Origin of the sequence: Prosthecobacter sp. (assembly GCF_034366625.1) — a bacterium.
Classification (GTDB): Bacteria; Verrucomicrobiota; Verrucomicrobiia; order Verrucomicrobiales; family Verrucomicrobiaceae; genus Prosthecobacter.
The window spans coordinates 1,047,203-1,070,116 of the sequence record NZ_JAXMIH010000006.1 but is presented as its reverse complement, the minus strand read 5'-3'; the positions used below and the strand labels follow the sequence as shown (position 1 = coordinate 1,070,116).

At 60.4% G+C, this 22,914-nt stretch carries 20 protein-coding genes and 1 pseudogene; 13 read left to right on the top strand and 8 right to left on the bottom strand.

Features of this window, described 5'->3' with window-relative positions; translation table 11 throughout:
- Window positions 1-3: 3 nt before the first annotated feature.
- Together U1A53_RS07190 and U1A53_RS07185 are read left to right on the top strand one after the other, a co-directional pair.
- On the top strand, window positions 4-1,083 hold the full coding sequence (locus U1A53_RS07190) for a hypothetical protein (RefSeq protein WP_322279924.1): 1,080 nt from the start codon (window positions 4-6) through the stop codon (window positions 1,081-1,083).
- Between the two features lie 179 nt (window positions 1,084-1,262).
- On the top strand, window positions 1,263-2,600 hold the full coding sequence (locus tag U1A53_RS07185) for a DUF1501 domain-containing protein (RefSeq protein ID WP_322279922.1): 1,338 nt from the start codon (window positions 1,263-1,265) through the stop codon (window positions 2,598-2,600).
- A 6-nt stretch (window positions 2,601-2,606) separates the two neighbouring features.
- On the opposite strand, the gene U1A53_RS07180 is transcribed toward U1A53_RS07185, so the two are convergent.
- Entirely contained in the window at window positions 2,607-4,106 is a 1,500-nt protein-coding gene (locus U1A53_RS07180; RefSeq protein WP_322279921.1) for a hypothetical protein, read from the bottom strand.
- 121 nt (window positions 4,107-4,227) lie between these two features.
- Here U1A53_RS07180 and U1A53_RS07175 point away from each other — a divergent pair, with 121 nt between their 5' ends.
- Together U1A53_RS07175 and mdoH are read left to right on the top strand one after the other, a co-directional pair.
- Entirely contained in the window at window positions 4,228-4,806 is a 579-nt protein-coding gene (locus U1A53_RS07175; RefSeq protein WP_322279920.1) for a hypothetical protein, read from the top strand.
- Window positions 4,803-6,992, top strand: coding sequence for a glucans biosynthesis glucosyltransferase MdoH (mdoH, locus tag U1A53_RS07170; protein ID WP_322279919.1), 2,190 nt, complete (start codon window positions 4,803-4,805; stop codon window positions 6,990-6,992). The genes U1A53_RS07175 and mdoH overlap by 4 nt, the downstream gene beginning before the upstream one ends.
- An 18-nt stretch (window positions 6,993-7,010) precedes the next feature.
- Here mdoH and U1A53_RS07165 read toward each other — a convergent pair whose 3' ends face one another.
- The 4 genes from U1A53_RS07165 to ccsA are packed head-to-tail and all read right to left on the bottom strand — an operon-like array spanning window position 7,011 to window position 10,491.
- Window positions 7,011-7,658, bottom strand: a complete 648-nt coding sequence (locus U1A53_RS07165) for a hypothetical protein (protein ID WP_322279918.1) — start codon at window positions 7,656-7,658, stop codon at window positions 7,011-7,013.
- 46 nt (window positions 7,659-7,704) lie between these two features.
- Window positions 7,705-8,649 (bottom strand): hydroxymethylbilane synthase, encoded by a 945-nt coding sequence (hemC, locus tag U1A53_RS07160; protein ID WP_322279917.1) that lies wholly within the window; start codon window positions 8,647-8,649, stop codon window positions 7,705-7,707.
- Window positions 8,646-9,722, bottom strand: a complete 1,077-nt coding sequence (gene hemA, locus U1A53_RS07155; protein ID WP_322279915.1) for a glutamyl-tRNA reductase — start codon at window positions 9,720-9,722, stop codon at window positions 8,646-8,648. Before hemA ends, hemC begins: the two co-directional genes overlap by 4 nt.
- Complete coding sequence (gene ccsA / locus U1A53_RS07150; RefSeq protein WP_322279914.1) at window positions 9,715-10,491, bottom strand: cytochrome c biogenesis protein CcsA; 777 nt, start codon at window positions 10,489-10,491, stop codon at window positions 9,715-9,717. The genes hemA and ccsA overlap by 8 nt, the downstream gene beginning before the upstream one ends.
- A gap of 116 nt (window positions 10,492-10,607) precedes the next feature.
- Here ccsA and U1A53_RS07145 point away from each other — a divergent pair, with 116 nt between their 5' ends.
- Window positions 10,608-11,141, top strand: a complete 534-nt coding sequence (locus U1A53_RS07145) for an adenine phosphoribosyltransferase (protein ID WP_322279913.1) — start codon at window positions 10,608-10,610, stop codon at window positions 11,139-11,141.
- An 11-nt stretch (window positions 11,142-11,152) separates the two neighbouring features.
- Window positions 11,153-13,951 carry a [protein-PII] uridylyltransferase gene (gene glnD / locus U1A53_RS07140; protein WP_322279912.1) on the top strand — a complete coding sequence of 933 codons (2,799 nt, stop codon included), beginning with the start codon at window positions 11,153-11,155 and terminating at the stop codon, window positions 13,949-13,951.
- A gap of 8 nt (window positions 13,952-13,959) precedes the next feature.
- On the opposite strand, the gene U1A53_RS07135 is transcribed toward glnD, so the two are convergent.
- The gene (locus U1A53_RS07135) at window positions 13,960-14,802 is read right to left on the bottom strand and encodes an alpha/beta hydrolase (protein WP_322279911.1); all 843 of its coding nucleotides are present in this window, start codon (window positions 14,800-14,802) and stop codon (window positions 13,960-13,962) included.
- A 157-nt stretch (window positions 14,803-14,959) separates the two neighbouring features.
- On the opposite strand from U1A53_RS07135, the pseudogene rpmH reads away from it, so the two are divergent.
- The 6 genes and pseudogenes from rpmH to U1A53_RS07105 all read left to right on the top strand — a co-directional run.
- A pseudogene (rpmH, locus tag U1A53_RS07130) lies at window positions 14,960-15,094 on the top strand (50S ribosomal protein L34); the annotation flags it as partial.
- A 79-nt stretch (window positions 15,095-15,173) separates the two neighbouring features.
- Entirely contained in the window at window positions 15,174-15,539 is a 366-nt protein-coding gene (gene rnpA, locus U1A53_RS07125; RefSeq protein ID WP_322279908.1) for a ribonuclease P protein component, read from the top strand.
- Window positions 15,536-15,784, top strand: coding sequence for a membrane protein insertion efficiency factor YidD (yidD, locus tag U1A53_RS07120; RefSeq protein WP_322279907.1), 249 nt, complete (start codon window positions 15,536-15,538; stop codon window positions 15,782-15,784). Before rnpA ends, yidD begins: the two co-directional genes overlap by 4 nt.
- A gap of 91 nt (window positions 15,785-15,875) precedes the next feature.
- Window positions 15,876-17,669 (top strand): membrane protein insertase YidC, encoded by a 1,794-nt coding sequence (gene yidC / locus U1A53_RS07115; RefSeq protein WP_322279905.1) that lies wholly within the window; start codon window positions 15,876-15,878, stop codon window positions 17,667-17,669.
- A 6-nt stretch (window positions 17,670-17,675) separates the two neighbouring features.
- Entirely contained in the window at window positions 17,676-18,131 is a 456-nt protein-coding gene (locus U1A53_RS07110; RefSeq protein ID WP_322279904.1) for a R3H domain-containing nucleic acid-binding protein, read from the top strand.
- A gap of 137 nt (window positions 18,132-18,268) precedes the next feature.
- Window positions 18,269-19,876, top strand: a complete 1,608-nt coding sequence (locus U1A53_RS07105; RefSeq protein WP_322279903.1) for a PTPDL family protein — start codon at window positions 18,269-18,271, stop codon at window positions 19,874-19,876.
- Between the two features lie 121 nt (window positions 19,877-19,997).
- Here the strand turns inward: U1A53_RS07105 and rplS are convergent, their stop codons facing one another.
- On the bottom strand, window positions 19,998-20,369 hold the full coding sequence (rplS, locus tag U1A53_RS07100; protein WP_322279902.1) for a 50S ribosomal protein L19: 372 nt from the start codon (window positions 20,367-20,369) through the stop codon (window positions 19,998-20,000).
- 147 nt (window positions 20,370-20,516) lie between these two features.
- Here rplS and nadC point away from each other — a divergent pair, with 147 nt between their 5' ends.
- Window positions 20,517-21,353 (top strand): carboxylating nicotinate-nucleotide diphosphorylase, encoded by an 837-nt coding sequence (gene nadC, locus U1A53_RS07095; RefSeq protein WP_322279901.1) that lies wholly within the window; start codon window positions 20,517-20,519, stop codon window positions 21,351-21,353.
- Here the strand turns inward: nadC and U1A53_RS07090 are convergent, their stop codons facing one another.
- Window positions 21,354-22,904, bottom strand: a complete 1,551-nt coding sequence (locus U1A53_RS07090; protein ID WP_322279900.1) for a hypothetical protein — start codon at window positions 22,902-22,904, stop codon at window positions 21,354-21,356.
- Window positions 22,905-22,914: the final 10 nt, after the last annotated feature.

The following is a 22,914-nucleotide window of genomic DNA, read 5'->3' as shown; positions in this document are numbered from 1 at the left end:
CGCATGGCTTCTGGCATCCCCATCCTGAATCTCTATTACCTACTCACCTACGCTTGGGATCATTACCGTCCTGGCGAAACACGGGAGATAGCGGCTGAACAATGCCCGGATTTGGAGAATCTTTTTGCAGTGATGTTGGCTGGAGGGCTGCGGCAACTCGCCCATCAGGGAGTGGATCGTGACTACACTCCACACATCGAGGAAACTTCACGGCTGCGAGGAAGGCTGCACATAATGGAGAGCCAGCGCCGCCAGACACATCTGGCAGGACGCATGATCTGCACTTTCGATGAACTCAGCCCGGATGTCCTACACAACCAAATCCTTCGGAGCACGGCTGCTCGCCTCATCGTCTGCCACGAGCTAACGCATGAGAACCGAAGCCAACTCCGCCATGCTCTGGCTCCACTTCAAACAGTGCGTGAGATTCCCCTTAGCGCTCAGATTTTTCGGCGTGTGCAGCTTCACCGAAACAATCGCATCTACCGATTCCTTCTCAACTTGTGCGAATTGGTCCACCGGCTGATCCTCCCTGCTGAAAAGACGACAGGAGAGCATCGCATCCAGGACATCCTGCAAGACGAGGTTGTCATGCACAGGCTCTTTGAGCAGTTCGTACGCAACTTTGCCACACGACACTTTCCAGATGCCAGAGTCAGCGCCAAAAGCGTGAACTGGCAGGTCGAAGCGGATGCCGCCTCGCTCGATCACCTGCCAGGCATGTTCACGGATGTCACCATGGAATGGCCGGATCGAAAGCTCATCGCGGACTGCAAATACTACTCAGAGACCATGACCAGCCAGCATGGCACGCCAAAGCTGAAATCCGAAAACCTCTACCAGCTTGTCAGCTATCTGAAGAATCAGGCTGTCACTCCAGGCTGGGAGCAAGTGGAAGGGCTGCTGATATACCCGGCTATGGGTTTCCAGATCGACCTTCGCTATCGACTACTCGGCCATCGCGTCCGCGCCGCCAGCCTTGATCTCAACCAGTCTTGGAAAGATGTGCATGAGCAGTTGTCCTCTTTGTTGAGTCTGATTCCTGCTGACGAAACCAAGGCAACGTTGACGCCCGGCAAATGAAGCTGGGCCGCGTGGGCAGGTGCATGTGAAGATTCGCGGCTGGGAGAAATAGGCGCTGCAAACGCAGGCCAAGCGCTCATCCTTTGCGCATCATTGCTCCTAGTTTGTCACAGTTGGGCGCGGGCGTAACACCCTGGTTTGCCTGCCGTAAGTTCGTGTCTGAACCCACTGACACGACCATGAAAATGCATCCCTTGTGCTCCGGCAATCACAGCAACCTCTTCACGACCGCCCAAGGCCGTCGTGATTTCCTTCAGGTGGGCGCCATGGCGGGTCTTGGCATCACGCTGCCGCAGTTGTTGAAGCTCCAGGCTGCCGACCTGGCCATGCCTGCGGTGGAGAGTTACAAGCCGGTCGCCACCTCGATCATCCACATCTACCTGCCGGGCGGGATGGCGCAGCATGAGTCGTGGGATCCGAAGCCCTTTGCCTCGCCCGATTACCGTGGGCCGTTCAGTCCGATCAAGGGCGTGACGGGCGAGTACGTCGGTGAGAAGTTCGCGAACATCGCCAAGATCCTCGACAAGATCAGCATCATCCGCTCGGTGACGCACGGTGAGGCGGCGCACGAACGCGGTACGCACAACATGTTCACCGGCTACCGCCCCAGCCCGGCGATCAAGTTCCCCAGCTTCGGCTCCATCATTTCGCACGAGCAGGGTCCGCGGAACAACCTGCCGCCCTACGTTGCCATCCCGAGTGTCTTCGCACCGGATCAAGGGAGCGGCTACATGAGCAGCGCCTTCGGTCCCTTCGCCCTCGGCAGCGATCCTGCGGATGGCAATTTCACCGTGCGTGATCTTGCCTCGCCGAAAGACATCGACGCAAAGCGCTTCGAGCGCCGCCGCAGCCTGCTCGGCGCGGTGGATGAGCATTTCCGCAGCACGGAGAAATCCGACGGCCTCAGCGCCATGGATAAATTCTACGCGGCGGCCTACAACCTCATCAGTTCCGACAAAGCCCGCGAAGCCTTCAATCTCGCCGCTGAACCGGTCAAACTGCGCGATGAATACGGCCGCAACGCCGCTGGCCAGCGCTTCCTCCTCGCACGTCGTCTCGTTGAAGCCGGTGTGCGCATGGTTTCGGTGAACTACGGCAGTTGGGACCATCACTCGAACATCAAAGGCTCATTTGAGAGCCAGGCGCCGCAGTTCGACACCGCCTTCGCCCGTCTCATCAAGGATCTCGACGAACGCGGCATGCTCGACAGCACACTGGTGCTTGTCAGCTCCGAATTCGGTCGCACGCCGAAGATCAACAGCACCAACGGCCGCGACCACTACCCGCGCGTCTTCTCCGTGGCGGTGGCCGGTGGCGGCGTGAAGAAAGGTTTTGTTTACGGCAAGTCCGACGCCCTCGGCGGCGAACCTGACGAAAATCCCGTCGGCCCCGAAGACCTCGCCCGCACGATGTACCGCCTGCTCGGCATCAACGCCAGCAAGCGCATCGTCGTCGAAAACGTCCGCCCGGTGGACATCGTGAACGGTGGCCGGCTGATCAATGAATTGATCGCGTAGTCCGCCTCACAGGCTGAACCCGTTCTTCTGAAACATCGCCCGCACTTCCTGCTCGAGCGCATCGAGCGTGCGTTCGCCCAGCAGGATGCGCAGGTGCTTCACGCAGATGGCGTCGGGATTGGTGTTGTCCGGCGGCTCCGGCGCTTTGGGTGCCTCGGGCGGCGGAGCGGGCGGCGTGAGACTCTTCGGATAGGAAAAGCGGCCGTTGCCGAGGTCTTTGACACCGGGCTGCTGCATGAACTCGGCCATCGCCTTGCGATAGGCGTCGTAGGCGGGCTTCAGCTTGTCGATCTCGGCGTTGTGGGCATCCGCCTGCTCCCAGAAGGCCGGCCATTTCTTCTTTTCCTCATGCAGGGCATCGAAGTACTGCATCAAGCGCTTGCCGCCGTTTTCATGCACGAAGAAATAGGCCAGCACATGCGAGGAACGGTAGCGGCTTGAAAGCATTTCCATCGTGGGCGGCGGAGCGGTGAAGTTAAAGCGCACCAGTCCGGGTCCGCCCGCCGGTTTTTCCTCCTTCTCAGACAGCAGGTGGCTCTTGATCTCGTTGCGCGTGGAAATGTCCGTGGTGTATCCCCACATTTCCTTCACGCCGAGCCACTGCGGCTGGTAGCGCACCGCACCGAACAGGCCGCGATTGCGGGAGCCGGGTTGTTTGGCGGCGAAGGCGATGCCATCTCCGCTGACGGAGAACACACCGCCTTTGTAGGCCAGATTGGACGTGTATTCGGCCAGACCTTCGATCAGCCACACGGGCATGTAGGGCAGGTACTCGTGCATCATCTGATGCGTGATCTCGTGCGTGATGGTGTCGTTGTTGATCTCCCCTTTGCGGTAGTAGGCACCGTTGGCCCCGACGGTGTCGGAGATGCCGAGCTCGTTGAACGGCATGCGAAAGACCTTGTCCTTCCGCACATACACGCCTGACGACCATGTGGGCGCACCCGTGGCGAGGTATTGGTCGCGCAAGGCGAACAGCTCGGCCTGAAACTTCTTCCGGCCCTCCTCCGGCTTCGGCACGATGCCCCAAGGCATCAGCCGTACGAGCTCATAGGTGCTCTCAAAAGCGCGGCAGACATCCTTCATCAGAATCGCGCCCAGCTTGGCGCTGGTCTTGAACTGGAAGTGCCCGGACTCGTAAATGCACTCGCCCGGCTCCTCCTTCACCACCTTGATGTTCATGTAGAGCATCGGTTCCTTCACCTCGGTGGGCATGCGGCGCTTGTCCCATGGCACACGACTGGCGTCAGCGGGATCCACAACACTCAGGATGGCTTTGGAGGCGTTCAGGCGCACCCAGGTCTGATCCTCCGCCGACAGACTGGTGAGCGGCACGGTGGCGGTTTGTCCACTGGTAAGGATCAGCATCACGTTGCCGTCCTTGATGCCGCCAAACTCGGCCTGGATCTGTTTGCCCTGCGCATTCGTCCAGTTGCGCGGTTCAGCCCGCGCCAAGGGGCCAATTCCCAGACTCAGCATGAAAAGAAGCAGGCAACGCAAGCTCATGGGGCAAAACATGGCGGGAATCCACGCTGCCTGACAAGATCAAAATGCAGAATCACGCAATCATCCTCTTTCCCCGGCATCAAAAGTGCGCATTCTCACGGCGGTTCTGATTTGAACCATCATGGAAGCAGTCAACATCCAGTTTGCACCCGCAACGGGCACTGAGGAAGAGTGGAACGAGGCGTATGCGCGCCTCGCTGATTACTTTCGTTCCTACCAGCTTCACAACCGCATCCGCCGCACGCAGCTCATTCTCGAAACGCTGCGCAACGCGGCCAAGGCACACGCGAAAGACCCCTCCCGCACTCCCACAGCCCATTCCATCGAGCAGGCGCGGCTCATGCTGCGCGAGTGGCTGGGCTTCATTTACAGCGACCTCAATCTGAACGAGGCCCAGCTCGAAGCCACCGGCCGGCTGGGTTTCCATCTCGCTGGCGGACCCTCCCGCTGGCCGCAGTTTTTCCTCGATGAAGAAAACATGCCCGATGACATGGCCGAAGCGATGCGCTCCGCTCTGCGCACCTCCGGCCCGGGCATGCAGGTGAGCAAGATGACCCCGCGTGACATCGACCTCGGCATGTTCACCGACGTGGCTGACGATACCTTTGATCGCCTGGGCCGTCATCCCATCCTGCGCTATTCCGTGCTGCTCATCATCATCGGCGGCGTGCTGGGTTATCTTTATTCCCTCTTCGGATGAGCGCACCCATCGGCAGCCAGACCGCGCACATCGCGATGACCGCCGGCATGCCGCCGAAGCGCATCTCGCGCATGCGCCGCGCCACGTTCTTCTCGCTCGTCGGTCTCGGCACCATCGTCGGTGCGTGGTTGTCCTTCATCTTCCTGTCGGAAAACGGCATGCGCATGGCGGAGTGGGGCCTCCTGCTGGTGTTCATCCCGCTCTACTATCAGCTCAATGTCGGCTTCTGGACCGCCATGTTCGGCGTCTGGCTGATGAATCGCCCGACGCCGGACTCCCTCAGCCTCTGGCACACGCTTAACGCCGACGACTACGAGCAGCCCATCACCGCCAGCACCGCCATCGTCATGCCGGTCTTCAATGAGGACGTGACACGCGTGTTTGAAGGCCTGCGCTCGATTTACCTCTCCCTCGAAGCCACCGGCCAGTCGAAGAACTTCGACTTCTTCATTCTCAGCGATTCCGACAAAACCAGCCAGTGGATCGAGGAGGAAACCGCCTGGCTCGAACTCTGCCGCCAGCTCAAGGCCTTCGGGCGCATCTTCTACCGCAAGCGCCGCAAGCAGATCAACCGCAAGAGCGGCAACGTCAGCGACTTCTGCCGCCGCTGGGGCAAGCGCTACCGCTACATGGTCGTCCTCGACGCGGACAGCCTCATGTCCGGCGCACTGCTCACCAGCATGGTGCGCATCATGGAAAAAAATCCCGGCATCGGCATCGTGCAGACGTTTCCGAAGCAGATCGCCGCCGACACACTGCTCGGCCGCGTGATGCAATTCGCGCAAGCACTCTACGGGCCGCCGTTCATGGCCGGACTCGATTACTGGCAGTGCGGCGAGGCCAACTTCTGGGGCCACAACGCCATCCTGCGTCTCGCACCCTTCATCGAGCACTGTGCGCTGCCGCCGCTGCCCGCAAACGCACCCTTCGGCGGCCACATTCTCAGCCACGATTTCGTGGAGGCCGCGCTCATGCGCAAAGCCGGTTACGCGGTGCGTTTGTTGCCAACGACACGCGGCAGCTATGAGGAAGGCCCGCCCACGCTGGTGGACATGCTCAAACGCGACCGCCGCTGGTGCCAGGGCAACATCCAGCACTTCTGGCTGCTGTTTGCCAAAGGCTGGCATCCCATGAGCCGCGTCAATTTCCTGCACGGCATTCTCAGTTACGTCAGCTCGCTGCTGTGGTTCCTCTTCCTCGTGCTGGCCACCTACCTCGCCGCCACACCCACGCAGCACACGCAGCCGCAATCGCTGCTCGCGGAGAAGATCCTCCTCGGCCTCACCGCCATGCTCATCTTCCTGCCGAAGACGGTCATTCTGCTCGATGAGGTCATCACCGGCCGCATGTTCAAACCGCTCAAGCTTCGCCTGCTCACGTTTGTCAGCAGCCTGCTCGACACCATCGTCTTCACGCTCATGGCTCCCGTGCTGATGGTCTTCCACGCGCGTTTCGTCATCTACACCCTCATCGGCAAAAGCGTGAGCTGGGTCACGCAGCGCCGTAAGATCGACGGCGGCATCAACTGGAGTGAGATCATCTTCACCTTTGCCAGCGTCACATTGCTGGGCCTCGCCTGGGCTGCTGTGGGTGCAGGCATCGGCTTCAAACTAGGATCGTTTGCGTTCCTCATCTGGATCAGCCCGATTCTCTTCTCGCTCGTCGCCTCCATCCTCGTCGCGGTACTGGTTTCCGGCGGGCGCAGTGGCAGGCGGCTTGGCATCTTCCTCACGCCCGAGGAATACGAGCCGCCCACCGTGCTCAAGAACATGCAGCAGAACCTGGAGGAAATTAAAGACCGCCTCCAGCTTCCGCCCGAGCTGGAACGTCACTACGGCCTCATGCAGGTCTGCCTCGATCCGTATGTGAACGGCCTCCACGTCAGCCTCCTGCGCCGTCGCCGTACCATCGACGTCTCCCGCAGCTACCTCGACGAGATCGGCCACCGCCTCATCACCCAGGGGCCGCAAACGATCAACGCACAGGAGCTCAAGGCTCTCATGCATGACACCGACACGGTGACCAACCTACACTATCGCATCTGGAGCGCCGCCGACCACGAGCTCGCCCCCTTCTGGGCCACCGCCATCCGACAATACAACCTCGCCTCCACCAGCCCCTTCGCCCACACGCTGGCGAAGCAGGAGATCGTGGAGGAAGAAGAACGGATTCAGCCAAAGCGCTGACCCGCGCGTGCTGTTTCGTTAATTGCCGAAGTTGCCCGGCGGTTTGGGCTCTGGGGCAGGAGTCGCAGGCTTGTCCTTCTTTTCTTCCGGTTTGGGCGTTTCCGCAGACGGCGTCTCGGCAGGCTTTACCGGGGCTTTGCGGACGGAAGGGGCAGGCGCGGGGGATGCTCCCGGGCGTTTGCCACCGCGTTGGCCGATGCGCTGATTCAGGCGTTCAACTTCGGCGGGTTCCAGCTTGCCGTTGCCGTTCTGGTCGAGGCGCGACATGACGGGGTTACCTGCCAGCAGCTTTTGCAGCGCCTCGATTTCATCGGCGTCGATCTTGTGGTTGCCGTTCTTGTCCGCATCGCGCAATCCGGCGAACGCACGACCCTTGCGGGCATCAGCGGCGGGTGCCTTCAGGCTGTCGGCCTCGGTCTGGTCGATCTCACCATTGCTGTTCTTGTCGAGGTTCTTCAATGTGCTGAAAGCCTTCTGGAGGGTAGGCAGTTCATCGGCATCGATTTGGCGGTTCTCATTCTTGTCGAAGCTCTTGAGGACTTCGGCCGTGGCGCCGTCAGGGCGAGCGGCGGATTTCTGGGGACGCTTGCTGTCTTTGGCGGCAAAGACAACGGCGGGCAGCAGGGCTGCCACGAGGATCATGATGCGGATTGGGGTTGGTTTCATACCCCTCTGTAACGCGACTTCATTCCCTAAGTTGCGCGGAGGATTGTCACAGCATCGCTGCCAGATCCGCCGCAAGCTGCTGTGCCTCATGAACCGGGCGATGCGCCTCGCGTTCGACGGGCTGGGCGGAGAGATCGGCTTCATTGAAGACACGCACGGCCATGTGAAGCTGGCCGTCTTTGATCCAAGTGTGCGCGCCCACGGGTGTCTGGCAGCCAGCCCCAAGGATTTTCAAGAATTCACGCTCGGCGGTGACACGTGACTCGGTTTCGGCGTGATTGAGGGAGCGAATCGCGTGAATCGTCGCTTCATCGCCTGCGCGGCATTCAATCGCGATGGCACCCTGCCCGGCGGCGGGAAGAAACGTCACGGGATCAAGCACGAGGCCGTAAAGCGTGTGTGTGTCGATGTGAATGCGGCTGAGGTTCGCGTTCAGCAGACCGAGGCGCAGCAAACCGGCGGCAGCGAGCAGAACGGCATCCAGCGGCTGATCGCCGAGCACTTTTTTCACGCGCGTGGGCACGTTGCCGCGAATCTCGACAATCTGCACATCAGGACGCAGAAACTTGAGCTGCGCAGCACGACGCACGCTGCTGGTGCCGACGCGGGCACCCTGCGGCAGCGTTTCTAGTGTGTAGGGCTGCGCGCTGACGAGCACGTCCTCAATGGCGGCACGCGGCAGGACGGCAGCGATGGTAAATCCGGCGGCGAGATCGCTCGGCACGTCTTTCAGGCTGTGCACGGCGGCGTCGATCTGGCTGCTTTCGAGGGCGATTTCGAGCTCCTTGATGAAGATGCCCTTGTCCACCTGCGCCACATCACTGAATTCGGAGAAGCGCAGGTCCTGGCGCTTGTCACCGCTGGTTTGAATGATCTGGCGCTCGATGCGCAGGTGCGGAAACGCGGTTTGCAGCTCCGCCGTGACCATGTTCGTCTGCGTGAGAGCCAGTTCGCTGCCGCGGGTGCCTAGAGTGATTTTTTCGATGCTCATGAAACGATGAATCCGTGCTGAGGTTGGCCGGGAGGCTTGAGGAAACCGAATTTTTCGAGCTGCTCCTCAATGATACGCTCGCAGGCGATGAGCTGGCGCTCGCGTTCGCGGCGGCCTTCGTCGGCGATGGCCTGCAAGGCATCGATGTCGTAGAGATAGACGCCTTCGATCTCGTTCACGGCGGGATCGACGTCGCGCGGCACGGCGATGTCGATGAGCAGCAGCGGATCCCAGCGGCGCTTGCGCATCACCTGCTCGATCTGCTCCGGTTTGATGACGAAATGCGGAGCGCTGGTGCTGGAGATGATGACATCGACCTCATGCAGCGCGTGTTCCCACTCGTCGAACTTCATCGCGACGCCCTTCATCTCGGTGGCGAGCTCCACAGCCTTGTCGTAGCTGCGGTTGGAGACGATGATGCTCTTGGCACCGCGTGAGAGCAGGCTCTGCGCGCAGGTGCGGCTCATCTCACCCGCGCCGACGAGCATGACGCGGCATTGCTTCAGGTCGTGGACTTTTTCAGCGAGATCGACCGCGACGCTGCCGACGCTGGTCGAGCCGCGCTGGATGGTGGTCTCGTTGCGCACCTTTTTACCGACGGTGAAGGCCTGCTGGAAGAGCTTGTTGAGCGTTTTGCCGGTCGCGCCGGTGTCGAGCGCGGTTTTGTAGGCCGCTTTGACCTGACCGAAGATTTCGGTCTCGCCGAGCACCATGGAATCGAGCCCACTGACGACGCGGAAGAGATGCCGCGCAGCCTCGGCGGAGTCGAGATTGTAGAGCACGAGAGCCTCGGCGTGCTCGGGCTGGAGCTCGAAATGCGCGACGAGGTAATCCCGTAGCGCGGCATGCCCGTGGTCACCGCCGGGCAGCGAATGCGCGGCGTAGAGCTCGACGCGGTTGCAAGTGCTGAGCACGACGCTTTCCTCAAAACCGGGCAGGCCGCGCACCTGCTGCACGGCCTGCGGCACCTGCGCCTCGGGAAAGGCGAGACGCTCACGCACCTCGACGGGCGTGGTTTTGTAGTTCAGGCCCACACAAACGAGGCCGCTGCGGTTGTCGGTCGGCTCAAGCATGCGTCACGATCCACAGGGAAATGAAGGGCAGGATGAAGCCGATGACGGCCAGCCACGCGGTTTTGCGCGGCGAGGTGAAGTGCTTCCACATGAGGATGCTGATGACCGCATACAAGGCCCAGACGACCCACGAAAAGACGAGCTTCGGATTCGACACCGACGTGTGCAGCGCAAAGGAAATGCCCAGCGCGATGCTCAGCAGCAGCAAGCCGAGCCGCACCAGCCGCTGAATCGCGCTCGCCAGGCCCTGGATCGGCGGCAGTTGATAAAACAGTCCGCCGATCTGATGACGCTTGAGCATGCGCTCTTGAACCAAATACATCACCCCGGTGATGCAGGCCAAAGCGAAGGCCGCATACGCGATCAAAGCCACGGCGGCGTGCAGCTCGACGAGCGCGTTGATCTGCCCCTTCGGCTTGTAGGGGGCGAAACCACCCACCAAGGCCATGATTTGCATGATGCTGACCAGCGGCGCTGTGAAAACGCCGAGCAACGACAGCCGGAACGCCGAACCGACGAGGAAATAGAGAAGAACGATGCTCCAGGCGATGAAGACGAGGATGTCCGACAGGCTTTTCATCGGGCACTGGCCCACTTCCTGGCCACGGAAGTAGATGAAGCCGGTTTGCAGCGCAAACCCGAGCGCCATGAGCATCAACTGCGCCCGCCCCTGCTTCCAGGCGCCGGATTTCAGCGCCAGCAAGGCCTGCACGACCGCGCTCACAAAAGTGAGCGTGGCGGCGGTTAGGAGCAGTTGTGTGAACGTCATGAAAACGGGGGGCGGATACTCGCGGCCTTGAACGGTTTCTGCAAGGGTGAAGGCAATTCTCGCTGCAATGTTGCCATCGCTTGCGCATCCCGGCATCTCCTCCATGATCGGGGGTCATGGCTCCCGACACCCTTGACCGCATCCGCACTACGATCCGCGACGTGGCCGATTTCCCGCAACCGGGGGTTCTGTTCAAAGACATCACGCCTGTGCTGGCCGATCCGGCGCTGCTGGCGCAGGCGATCGACGGCATGATCGAATCCACCGGCATCACGCAGGTGGACAAGGTTGTCGGCATCGACGCCCGCGGCTTCATCTTCGGGGCGCTGATCGCCGAGCGCCTCGGCGCGGGCTTCATCCCGGTGCGCAAGAAGGGCAAGCTGCCGTGGCAGACGCGTGGCATCGACTACGCGCTCGAGTACGGCACTAACGCGGTGGAAATGCATCTGGATGCCATCGCTCCAGGCGAAACGGTGCTCCTGGCGGACGATCTGCTGGCCACGGGTGGTACCGCAGGCGCGGCGCTGCATCTGATCAACGAAGCGGGCGGCAAGGTGCTGGGCAGCACGTTTTTCATCGAGCTGTCGTTCTTGAACGGCCGCGAGAAACTGGCGCAACACGGCCCGGTGCATGCGCTGATCACTTTCTGAGGCACGCTGCGATGACCGAACGCGAGTACCTGCGGCACCTGAACAACAGCGCGCGGAAGTTTTTTCCCGAGGAGGACACGCTGCCGCGCGGCCGTGCCGAAACGCTGCGCCAGGCGAAACGGTTTCTAAAGATCAAGGAGCAGCGCATCAAGCAACGGCACCGCACCGGTAGCTTCAGTGGTGTGGAAATCTGCCGGATGCGCTCGGATGTGATCGATTACCTCGTGCGGGCGCTGTGGGACGAAAGCGTGGCGACACTGGCACCGACGGTGCGAGCCAAGTTGAATGTAAGCGTGGTCGCCCACGGCGGTTACGGCCGCCGCGTGATGAGCCCGGGCAGCGACGTGGACCTGACCTTCATGTTTCCCGGCAACAGCGGCCGGGTTTCCAATGAGGTCGCGCAACTGATCCGGGACTACCTGCTCTATTTTTACGATCTGAAGCTCAAGGTCGGCCATGGATCACGCAGCGTGGGCGAATGCCTCACCCTGGCGAATGATAACATGGAGACGAAGACCGCGCTGATGGAGGCGCGTTTCGTCACCGGCCAGGAACAGGCGTTCAAGGAGTTCCGCACGCGCTTTGACAAGGAATGCATGGATGGTCGTGAGAAGCAGTTTCTCAAATTGCGCCAGCTTGACCTGAACACGCGTCATGCGAAGCAGGGGAACACGCCGTTTGTGCAGGAGCCCAATGTAAAAAACGGCTGCGGCGGCCTGCGTGATTACCAGAACCTGATCTGGATGACGTATGCGAAGTTCCGCACGTTGAACCCGAAGGATCTCGTCGGCCTGGGGCTGATCTCAAAAGCGGGGTGGAAGGAGGTGGAGCAGGCCTACGACTTCATCCTGCGCGTGCGCAGTGAGATGCATTACACGGAGAAGCGCGCGGAAGACCTGCTCACCCTGCGGTTGCAAGGACCGGTGGCCACGAACCTCGACTACCGCCACAAGCGCATCCTGCGCCGCATCGAGGCGCTAATGCATGACTACTACACGGCCACCCGCGACATTTTGCAGCGCAGCAACGAGGTGATGGACCGCTTCCACCTTCAGGCACTGGAGAACGAGGGCCAGAAAAAACGCCTCATCGGCTTCCTGGCACGCAAGCGCTCGGAAAAGCAACAGGAGCGCTTCGACGGCTTCATCCGCAAGCACGAGCGCGTGTATGCGGAGGAGAAGAATGTCTTCAAAGACGACCCCGAACGGCTGATGCGGCTGTTTCTGCAAACGCAGAAGCGTCACCTGCGCCTCAGCCCCGATTTGTTCCAGCTCATCCAGGACAACTTCCGCCTCGTGGACTCCAGCTTTCGTTACAGCAAGGCGAACCGCGAGACCTTTGAGGCGATTCTCACCAACAAGGGGGATGCGGCACGCACGCTGCGGCAAATGCACCGTGTGGGTTTTCTCGGACGCTACATGCCGGAGTTTGGCGCGCTCACCAATCTCGTGCAGCACGAGTTTTTCCATCTCTACACCGCGGACGAGCACACTCTGCGCACCATCGACAAGCTCGACGAGCTGAGCGATCCGGCGATGAAGGGCGTGGAGCTTTATCAACAGCTTTTTCACGACTTGCAGCAGCCGTACGTGCTGTATCTCGCACTGCTGCTGCATGATGCCGGACGGGCGGCAAACAAGAAGACGCACAGCGATGAAAGCACGACGATGGCCGCCGCCGTGTCACGTCGCCTGCAGGTCAAAGGCGAACGCCGCAGGCTGCTGCTCTTTCTCGTCGATAATCATCTGCTGATGTACCGCACCGCCACGACGAAGAGCCTCGATGACCCGCAGGTCATCGAGGAGTTCGCCAGCATCGTGCGCACCAAGGAGAATCTCGACACGCTGCTGCTCATGACCTACGCCGACTCGAAGGGCACGAGCGACAAGAGCTGGTCCGGCTACAAGGAGGCCTCCATCCGCCAGCTCTACCATAACACCTTGCGCTTCATGAACGCCCCGGCGGATTTCATGCGCAACGTGCAGGTGCCGCTGGCGGAGCTGCGAAGCGAGGTCGCGCGCCGTCTCGGGTCCGGATTCGAGGCGGAGGTGGAGGCGCACTTCCGCCACATGCCGCCTTCATACTTCAATTTCCGCGAGGCGGAGCTCATCGCCGCGCATCTGCGCCAGTTCCGCCAGTTCTTCGAGCAGTTGATCCGCGAGGAGGCCGACGCCGGACTGCTACCGGTCATGACTTGGGAAGATCACCCGGATCAAGGTTACAGCGAGCTTACCGTCGTCTGCTGGGACCGCCACCTGCTGCTGGCACGCGTTTCCGGCGCCTTGGCTGCGGAAAACATCAACATTCTCAATGCCGACCTGTACCAGCGCGGCGACAACCTCGTGCTGGACATCTTCCGCGTGTGCAACACGAACTTCGCCGCCGTCAGCACGAAAAGCGCACGCAACCGTGTCGAAGAGTCGGTGCGCCAGGCCTTCAGCGGGGCGCACTTTGATTTCAGCGAGGCCATTGCGCAGAAGCTCGGCAAATCCATCACGATGCTTGATGAGATCGGCGATGAAATCCCGCAGCGCATCCACGTGAACAACCATCTCTCACCGGATCAAACCGTACTGGAACTCCAGCTCGTGGACCGTCTCGGCCTGCTCTATGACATCTTCATGGCCATCGGCCGACTGGGCTTCAACGTCACCCACGCGCGCATCAGCACGGAGAAGGGCGTCGCCATCGACTCCATCTACGTTCAAGACGAAAACAATCACAAGCTGGCCAGCCGCAAACAACTCGACGCGCTGGCAGACGCCGTGCATGAGGCGGTGCATCTGCGGCTGCGACGTGGATCACAATAGCTGCTCGTTCATTTGAGCAGACCGCTGTCCGTGAGCCACTCGGTGAAGCGCTCGGGCCACTTCGCGGCGGCGCTGGGTTTGGCGTCGGGGCGGTAGCCGAAACCGTGGCCGGCGTTGGCGTAGATGTGGAGCTCGGCTTTCACGCCGGCGGCTTTGTATTTGAGATAAAGCGTGGCCATGCCTTCGGCGATGTCGGGGCGGTCGCTGTAACCGGCGGCGATGAAGAGCGGGGGCATGCCTTTTTCGGCGTTGAAGAGGCCGGAGGTGCCGGGGTAGATGAGGGCTTGGAAGTCGGGGCGGTTGCTTTGTTGCTCAATGGGGTCGGTGGCGTCTTTTTTGCCAGGATCGTTCTTCATGGCGGCGAAGGCGGCGAGTTCGCCCCCGGCGGAGAAGCCGAGGATGCCAAGGCGGTCGGGCTGGATGTGCCATTCGGCGGCGCGGCTGCGGACCGTGCGAATGGCACGGCGGGCATCGGCCATGGCATGGTCTTGAATGGTGTAGGTGCTGCCTTTTTCGCGAGCGAGGCGGTATTTCAGCACGAAGGCGGCGATGCCACGGTCGCGGAACCATTCGGCGAGGGCGTAGCCTTCATGGCCGAGGCAGAGCTTCGAGTGGCCGCCGCCGGGGCAGATGATGACGGCGGTGCCAGTGGATTTGTCCGCAGCGGGGACGAAAGGGGTGATGCTGGGGTTGTGAATGTTGACGACGTTGCTGCCTTCGGCTTTTTCCGGCTCAGCGGCGCGGGATTCGGAGCCGGGGGCACCGTGGGGCCAAAGAGGGAGGGCTGCGGGTGTTTCGGCGGCCAGGGCAAAGGCAGGCAGGGAAAGGGTGGCGAGGAGGATGGATTTCATGAGCGGGATGTAACGGTATAAACCGGGAACTTTGCCCGATTTGATGACCTGATTGACAAATGGACGACTCCCGCTAGTTTCGCGCCCCCTTTTCGAGGGGAGGCCGTGATTTGTCCGGTCTGAGCTGCCATTCTGACTTTCACCACCCCACACGCCCATGCCCAAGACATTCAGGACCTACCAACCCTCCAAACGCACGCGCAAACAGCAGTTTGGCTTCCGTGCCCGCACGAAGACGGCAAACGGCCGTGACATCCTGCGCCGCCGCCGTGCCGCCGGACGCAAGCGCCTCCTGCCGAAGGGCGTGGAAATTCACTTCAAGCGCCACACCCAGCAGCACACCTGATCCTGCTGCGGCGCTTCCCTTCCCCATGCGCCTTCCTTCAAACCTGCGGATGAAACTCGCGCGTGATTTCGCGCGGGTGAAGACGCAGGGCAGCAGTCAGGCCGGAAAATTTCTGGTTTTGGGCGTTTTGCGTGTGGAAACGCTGGAGGAGTTTCAGTTTGGCCTCATCACCGGGGGTAGGCTGGGAAATGCCGTGATGCGGAACCGCATCCGCCGTCTGCTGCGCGAGATTGTTCGTGCGCATCGAGCGGAAGTCGTTCCCGGCTGGCAGATGGTGATCATCGCCCGCTGGCGTGCGCCCCAGGCCACGCTGGAGGAGCTGGAAAAAGACTGGCTGCGACTGGCAAGGCGCATGAATCTGCTGAAACAGCCTGCCGTCCCCGCCCCATGAAATGGCTCATCCGAATCTTCATCCGTGGCTACCAAATTTTCATTTCTCCTGTCATTCATGTCTTCGGTGGCCCAGGCTCGGGGTGTCGTTTCACGCCGACCTGCTCCGAGTATTTTCTTCAGGCAGTCGAAACGCATGGAGCCCTGCGTGGAAGCTGGATGGGCCTGTGCCGCATCGGCCGCTGCCATCCGTGGGGCGGACACGGGCATGACCCGGTGCCTGGCAGGCAAAACGAATCCCACTAGCAAACCGAATTACGATCCCGCAAGCCATTTGTCATTGGCGGCGGTGTCGATCTCTCCCCTTTAAGTTTTCTCTCACCCCCCTCTCATTTTCATGGACCGTAAAAGTTGGATCATCGTTACGCTGTGCGTCATCCTCATGGGGGTGAACTGGCACTACATGCAGGAAAACCAGAAGGCCGCGCAGGCTGAGGCCGCTCGCAAACAACAGGAGGAAGCTGCCAAAAAGACCGCGGAAACACCCGCAGTTCCATCTGCAACGGCTCCTGTTGCCACGACGCCTGTGGCGCCAGTTGCTCCCGTGGTGCCGGAAGAAACTCATTCCCTGACCGCAGGCAGTGTGACGTTCGAACTGACCTCGAAAGGTGGCGGTATTGCACGGGCGGTGCTCGCGGGAACGGATCGTGTGACACTGAACAAGAATGCGGTGGAGCCGATCGGGGCGCTGCGTCGTGAGCCTGCGGGGCTGGATGCGATCGTTTACAAGCTGACGGCGAAAAGTGAAAAGAGCGCCACTTTTGAAGGCACCAGTGCCGAGGGCATCGTGGTGACGAAGACTTACACGCTGACGGAAGGCAAGGAGAGCGACGAGCATCTGATCGACCTTGCCATCACGCTGAAAAACACCGGCGCGGCGCAGCATCGCTCCGAGGAATATTATCTCTACGCCGGGGCTTCGAGCGCCTTGAAGCACGATGACGCGCGCTACGAAGGTTTCTTCTGGAATGACGCGGGTGACGCGGACTACTACCAGTCGGACTTCTTCGCGAAGCCGTGGTTCAGCGAGCTGAAGACGGAGTTTCGGCAGTCCTTCGAAGCGCTGCGCTACGCCGGCGTGATGGGGCGCTTCTACACGCACATCGTCACGCGCACGGCGGAGAAGGACGCTCCGGCAAAATTCTGGTCGTCACGTCGCAAACTGGCACAGCCGATTGATGCGGCACATGCGGGCAAGACCGACATCGAAGACCATGCCTACGACGCCTCGCTGGGTCTGCCGACGATTGATCTGGCACCAGGAGCCTCCGTCACGGAAAATTATCAGATCTACCTTGGCCCGAAAGAGTATGACCGCCTGAGCAAGATCGGCAAGCAGCGCAGCTTTGCGATGTTCTACGGCTGGTTCAAGCCGATCAGCATCTTCCTCTCCTGGGTGATGCGCTGGACGCATGACATGACCGGCAACTGGGGCGCGGCGGTCATCTTGCTGACGATTTTTGTGCGGCTCTGCCTGTGGCCGATCCATGCGAAATCCACCGGCACGATGAAGCGCATGGGCCTGCTGGGCCCGCTGATGAAGGAGCTTCAGGAAAAGTACAAGGACAATCCGCAGCAGCAGCAGATGGAGGTGATGAAGCTCTACAAAGAGTATGGCGTGAATCCCTTGGGCGGCTGCCTGCCGCTGTTTTTGCAGATTCCCATCTTCTTCGGTCTTTATCGCGTGCTGGAATACGCCGCCGAGCTGCGCGGCCAGAGCTGGCTGTGGGTGCAGGATCTTTCCGCCGCCGACACCGTGACACAGTTCATGGGTTTCGACGTCAATCCCCTGCCGCTCATCATGGGCCTGACGATGGTGGCGCAAATGAAGCTCACACCCCAGCCGCAGAGCATGGACAAGATGCAGCAGCGCATCTTCATGCTGATGCCCATCTTCTTCCTGTTCATTTGCTACACCTTTGCCGCCGCGCTCGCGCTTTACTGGTCCACCCAGAATATTTTCAGCATCGCCCAGACCTGGATCATGAAGCTCTACGTCCCCGAGCCTAAACTCGAAAAAGTGACGCAAAAACCGGTGCCCAAGGGACCGCCGCCGCAGAATCCGTTCTTCAACCCGATGGGCCACAAGGAGAAGAAGAAAGGACCGAAACCGCCCCGCCTAGGAGGCTAGCCGCCCATGACTCCCCTCGAACACGCACGTCACATTCTCGATGCCATGCTTGGGTATCTGGGCTTTGTCGTCCAGATTGAGGAGGACAGCGGTCCCGACGGCCCCACGTTGCAGGTGCTCACCGATGACTCCGACGCGCTCATCGGACGCCGGGGCGAGACGCTGGATGACATCCAGTATCTCGTGAACCGCATTCTCCAGCGCCACATCAAGGACGCCCCGCGCATCCGTGTCGATGTGGAGTTCTACCGCTCCATGCGTGAGGACAAGATGGTCGCCCGGGCCAAGGAATTGGGCGAGCGCGTGCGCGCCACCGGCCAGAATGCCGACCTGCCGCCGATGAACAGTTACTACCGCCGCCTCATCCACAACGTCTTCGTCAACGACCCGGAGGTCATGAGCGTGAGCCAGGACGGAACCGCCCGTTTCAAGCGCATCGTGCTCAAGCGCCGCACGAACTGAGTTGCAGCCCGGAACAGAGGAAAATCAGGTTCGTTCTTTACTCGTGGTGTGGTTTTGAGTTATTTCTCAAAACCCGCGCATATCCATGCGCGTAGCCTTCTCTGACCATTCAATCCAAAAAAAACCCGCTTCACACCATGAAATTGAGCTGTTTCCGATCTGTCTTGCTTGCCCTTGTCTGCAGCGCCGGGTTTCTGCATGCTGACATTGTGACCCTCAAAGACGGCAAAAGACTGGAGGGCAACATCCTCTCCGAAACCCCAACGGCGATCCGCATGCGCTACAAGCTGACGCCGAAGATCTGGGACGAGAAGGACATTCCGCGGTCGGAAATCACCGAAATTCTCAAGCAGAAGCCAGAGGAAGTAGAACTCATCGAGCTGAAGAAGCTGCTGCCCACGCCCGACCTCATGACGGCAGAGAAATACGAGCAGCTCATTCAGGACCGGCTGCGCCCCTTTGTGAACCGCTATCCCGGCACCAAAGAGGCCGCTGAAGTCGAGAAATTGGTCACCGACGTGCAGGAGGAGAAGGAGAAAGTCGTCGGCGGCGGAATCAAGCTTGAAGGGCGCTGGCTCAGTCCCGACGAAGCCAAGGCGGACAGCTACAACATCAAGGCGTATGCCTTACGTGCTGCGATCATGGAAAAAGCTGAGGCGAAGGACTTCAACGGAGCGCTCAAGGAGTTCGAAAAACTCGCCAACCCGACCAGCGGCTATATCGCCTCCGTGTATTACCCCAAGGCGGTCGAAGAGATTCTTGCCATTTTGACGAAACAAGAAGCTCAGATCGAGCAGATGATCAAGGACCAGCCCACCTTGCAGAAGATGCGTGATGAGAGCATCAAAAAGCTCATCGAACCGGATCTCACACGTTTTAAGGACGCCATTAGTCGAGAAAAGGAGCAGTGGAAGACCGCCTATGATATGGAGCGCAAGTCCAGCAAATGGTTCACCCCCAATAAGTATGATCTGCCGAGCCTGAAAGTGCTTTCCAAGAACATCATTACCGAAAAAACCCGCTTGAAGGAGATTGACATCGCCACCATAACCAAAGTCAACGAGGCCATCGCACGCCTCATGCAGGCGGATCTCAAGGCAGGCCAGGATGCCGGGGAGTTGAAAAAGATGGGAGAGGCCATTCTTGAAGGCGAAACCGCCGCAGCAAGCGCCGACGCCACCAGCAAACAATTCTATCAGAACGTTTTCCAAGCGTACCGCCAGCGCTATGCCTATGCCCAGCAGCAGCTCGCCATGCTACCGGCGCAACGGCAGGTGCAATCCGCCACCGGGGCCGCAAGCGGATCCAGTGCCATTGGCGGCACAGGTACGCCAGGAATGGATGATAAAGTGGCCGCCGCCCTCGCCGCAGCCGCTGGTGGCACCCCCACCGCTCTTGCCCCGGGCACGGTTGCTCCAGGCACAGCAGCACCAGCAGTAATGCCTGCGCCAGGAACCGTCCCCGTACCGGGGACAGCGCCGACCACAGGCTATCCCGTCCAGCAGCCTGGTGTCACTCCAGGAGTCCCCGCCCCAGGTGCCGCCGCTCCTCCTGCTGGTTATCCCACCCAGCCACCGCAGGCAGCCTACGCGCAGCCCGTTCCCACCGCCCCTCCAATGGCTGCCCCGGTTGTCCCAGCGGAGGCGGAAGGCGGCCTCAGCACCAACACCCTTCTGCTCATCGGTGTTGGCGTGGTAGTTATTGTCCTCGTTGCCGCAATGTCAGGCGGCAAGAAGAAGAAATAGCCGGCCTGCAGGTGAGTTACTCCCGCGAACCTACCCGACAGCATTTCGATCATTCACAAAAAAGGCAGCGCCTCACGGCGCTGCCTTTTTCTTTTGAAACACACACGCTCCAATGGACGCATCAAGCCGCCTCGGCGTTCTGCTGCTGGCTCTGATCCTTCACAGACATCGCCTCCTTGCCCTGGCGTTTACGCAGGTAATGCAGACGGGCACGACGCACGCGACCAGTCTTGGTGACCTCCACTTTCGCGACTTTCGGGCTGTGCAGAGGGAACACACGTTCCACGCCCTCGCCATAGGAAATCTTGCGGACAGTAAAGGCCTCGTTGATGCCGCAGCCCTTGCGGGCGATGACGATGCCCGCGAAAATCTGGATACGTTCCTTGTCGCCTTCCACCACGCGGGTGTGGACTTTGACGCTGTCACCCACGGTGAAAGCGGAGACTTCCTTTTTCAATTGCTCTTGATTGATCTTTTCGATGATTTTGCTCATAACACGCTCCTCAACCTCGCATCGCAGGCCGTGAATCAGTCAGGCCGGGGGCGAGGGGCGGGGAAGATGGACAGTTCACCTCATTTGGCAACCTGTTTTTCCCCCAGGCTGGAAACCGCCGGATTGCGCCCTAAACTCCCCTCACCCATGGAATCCTCCGTTTCTGCCCTGATCCGCGCCGCCATCGCTGAAGATGTCGGCTCTGGTGATGTCACCTCCCTCTACTTCATCCCCAAAAACTCACGTTCCAAGGCCGAAATCGTCGCCCGCGAGCCTGGCATCGTCTCCGGGGCCGAAATCGCCGTCGCGGTCTTCAAGGAAATCGACCCGGCGCTCGAAGTCGAGATCTGCATCTCTGACGGCAGTCCTTTTGAACGCGGCAGCGTCCTCCTTAAAGCCGCTGGCAGCACACGCTCCCTGCTCACCGCCGAGCGCACGGCTCTGAACTTCCTCCAGCGCCTCTGTGGCGTCGCCACGCAGACAAAACGATACGTCGATGCCGTCCAACCGCATCCCGTCCAAGTCTGGGACACCCGTAAAACCACCCCTGGTTGGCGTTTGCTCGAAAAAGCCGCCGTCAAACACGGTGGCGGCACCAACCACCGCATGGGTCTCTACGACCACGCCATGGTCAAAGACAACCACCTCGCCGCCAACAGCGATTTAAAATCCCTCCAAACCGCCATTCATAAGCTGCACACCGAACGCGCTGGCGTCCGCGTCCAGCTCGAAGCCGCTACTTTGCAACAAGTCGCCGATTTCCTCACCCTCGATGGAGTGGACATGCTCCTGCTCGACAACATGACCACCGATCAGCAGCGTGAGGCCGTGAAGCTCGTGAACGGCAGGCTCTGGCTCGAAGCCAGCGGTGGCATCACCCTCGACACGATCAAAGACGTGGCCGCCACCGGCGTGAACGCCATCTCCGTAGGCGCACTCACGCACTCCGCCCGTGCGCTTGATCTGGCGCTGGATTTGTACTGATCATTTCACCGGCTCATACTGCCAGGCCCAATCGCCGAGATAACCAGCCTTTTTCATGGCACTGAGGTCTGCCGTCGGGTTCACTTTGCCAGCGTCATCTTTGCCATCAAAAGCCACGGACCAGAGCGTGTAGCGCCCGTTGTTGTTCACACGGTAACGCAGTGCTTTGCCATCACACGGATCCAGCGGCACTGCGGGGAGAAACTCCGGCACGAGTTCATCTAGCAGCGCGGGATACCTCGAATGCTTGAGATAAAATCGCTCCAAGGCGATCGCCGTCATGGCCTGACGTGCACGAACCTGTGCCAGCAAAGCGTGCGCGCTGACCTGTTTCACGGCGGGGACCATGAGCCGGGCCATGATGTGATCCGCATGCAGTAGAAAATTCCGTTTCTCCATGATTTCACGATCCAGCGCCTCTCCAGCACTCACAGCCCCCGCGATTTCCCCCTTCTTGAGCGGTTGGATCAAATGTCGCAATTCCATTTCCGCGACCACGCTCTTCCAGTGGTCAAACAAGCCGCCGGGCACGGCTCGATACGCATTCAACGTCAAGCCAGTGCCATCACCTGAAAGGGCGTCCGCCATATCCTCACTGGCTTTTTTCCTTCCAGCGGCAGCGTCCTGGAGATAGGCCAGCGAACTCAGCCCTGCGGCCATCTCACCGCGCATGGCCAGCAGCAGCGCCTTGTCGATGTCATGTGTGGCGAAGGCATCTTGCAACAGGCGCAAATTGTCGGCGGCAAAGGCACGTTCACGCAGGCCTTGCCATACCGCCTCGGTGGCGTTGGCGTCCGCCGTAAGACCCACGAGGAATCCGATCAGCAGCGGCTCGGACTCACAGGCCGCGCCAAGGCTTCGGGCCACGAGAATGCTCCGCGTGGCCTCATGGCTTTCTTTGGCTTCCAGTGCTGCTCGTGCGCGCAGGCCTAGCATCCGCGCCAATGTTTGCGCCGGGGCATAATGCGGCACTCGCAAGCTGAACAGCAGCTCCGGCAGCTCTCTCTCCCGCAGTCCGGGGGTGAACATCGCCTGTGAACGCTTCGGCAATTCATCCGTGAGCTGTTTGAGCAGCGGAAACTTCACATCCAGCGCATTCAAAACATCACGACCAGGAGTGGAGGAGTCCACAGGCAGGTTGAGAAACTTCGCTTCGCGCAGAAATTTCACCCAGCTCGCCATGCCTGCGGCCTGACCCAGGGTGACTCCGCTGGCCGCTGGCAACTTGCCCTTCGCATCCCATTTCATCGCCTCCAGCGCTTTCCGCTTCGCGCCAGGATCGCCTCTGCTCTCGTCGCCATCAATGACCATCGCAATTCCGCGCAGTGGCTCGATCGCGAGCAGATTTTCCGCCTCTGGCGGTGTGGCGGGCAGCAGCTTGCGGAAGTCGAGCGTTTCACCCTCGCGCTCGATCATCGCCTGCACTGCGGCCCAGCGGCGTTTGCCGCTCCAGTTCGTCCAGACGAACAACAGCACGATGAGGGTGACGAGGGTGATGAAAATCCACAGCAGGACACGTGTGACACGTTTGGAGGTGATGCGACGAAGCATAAGAGGGCGA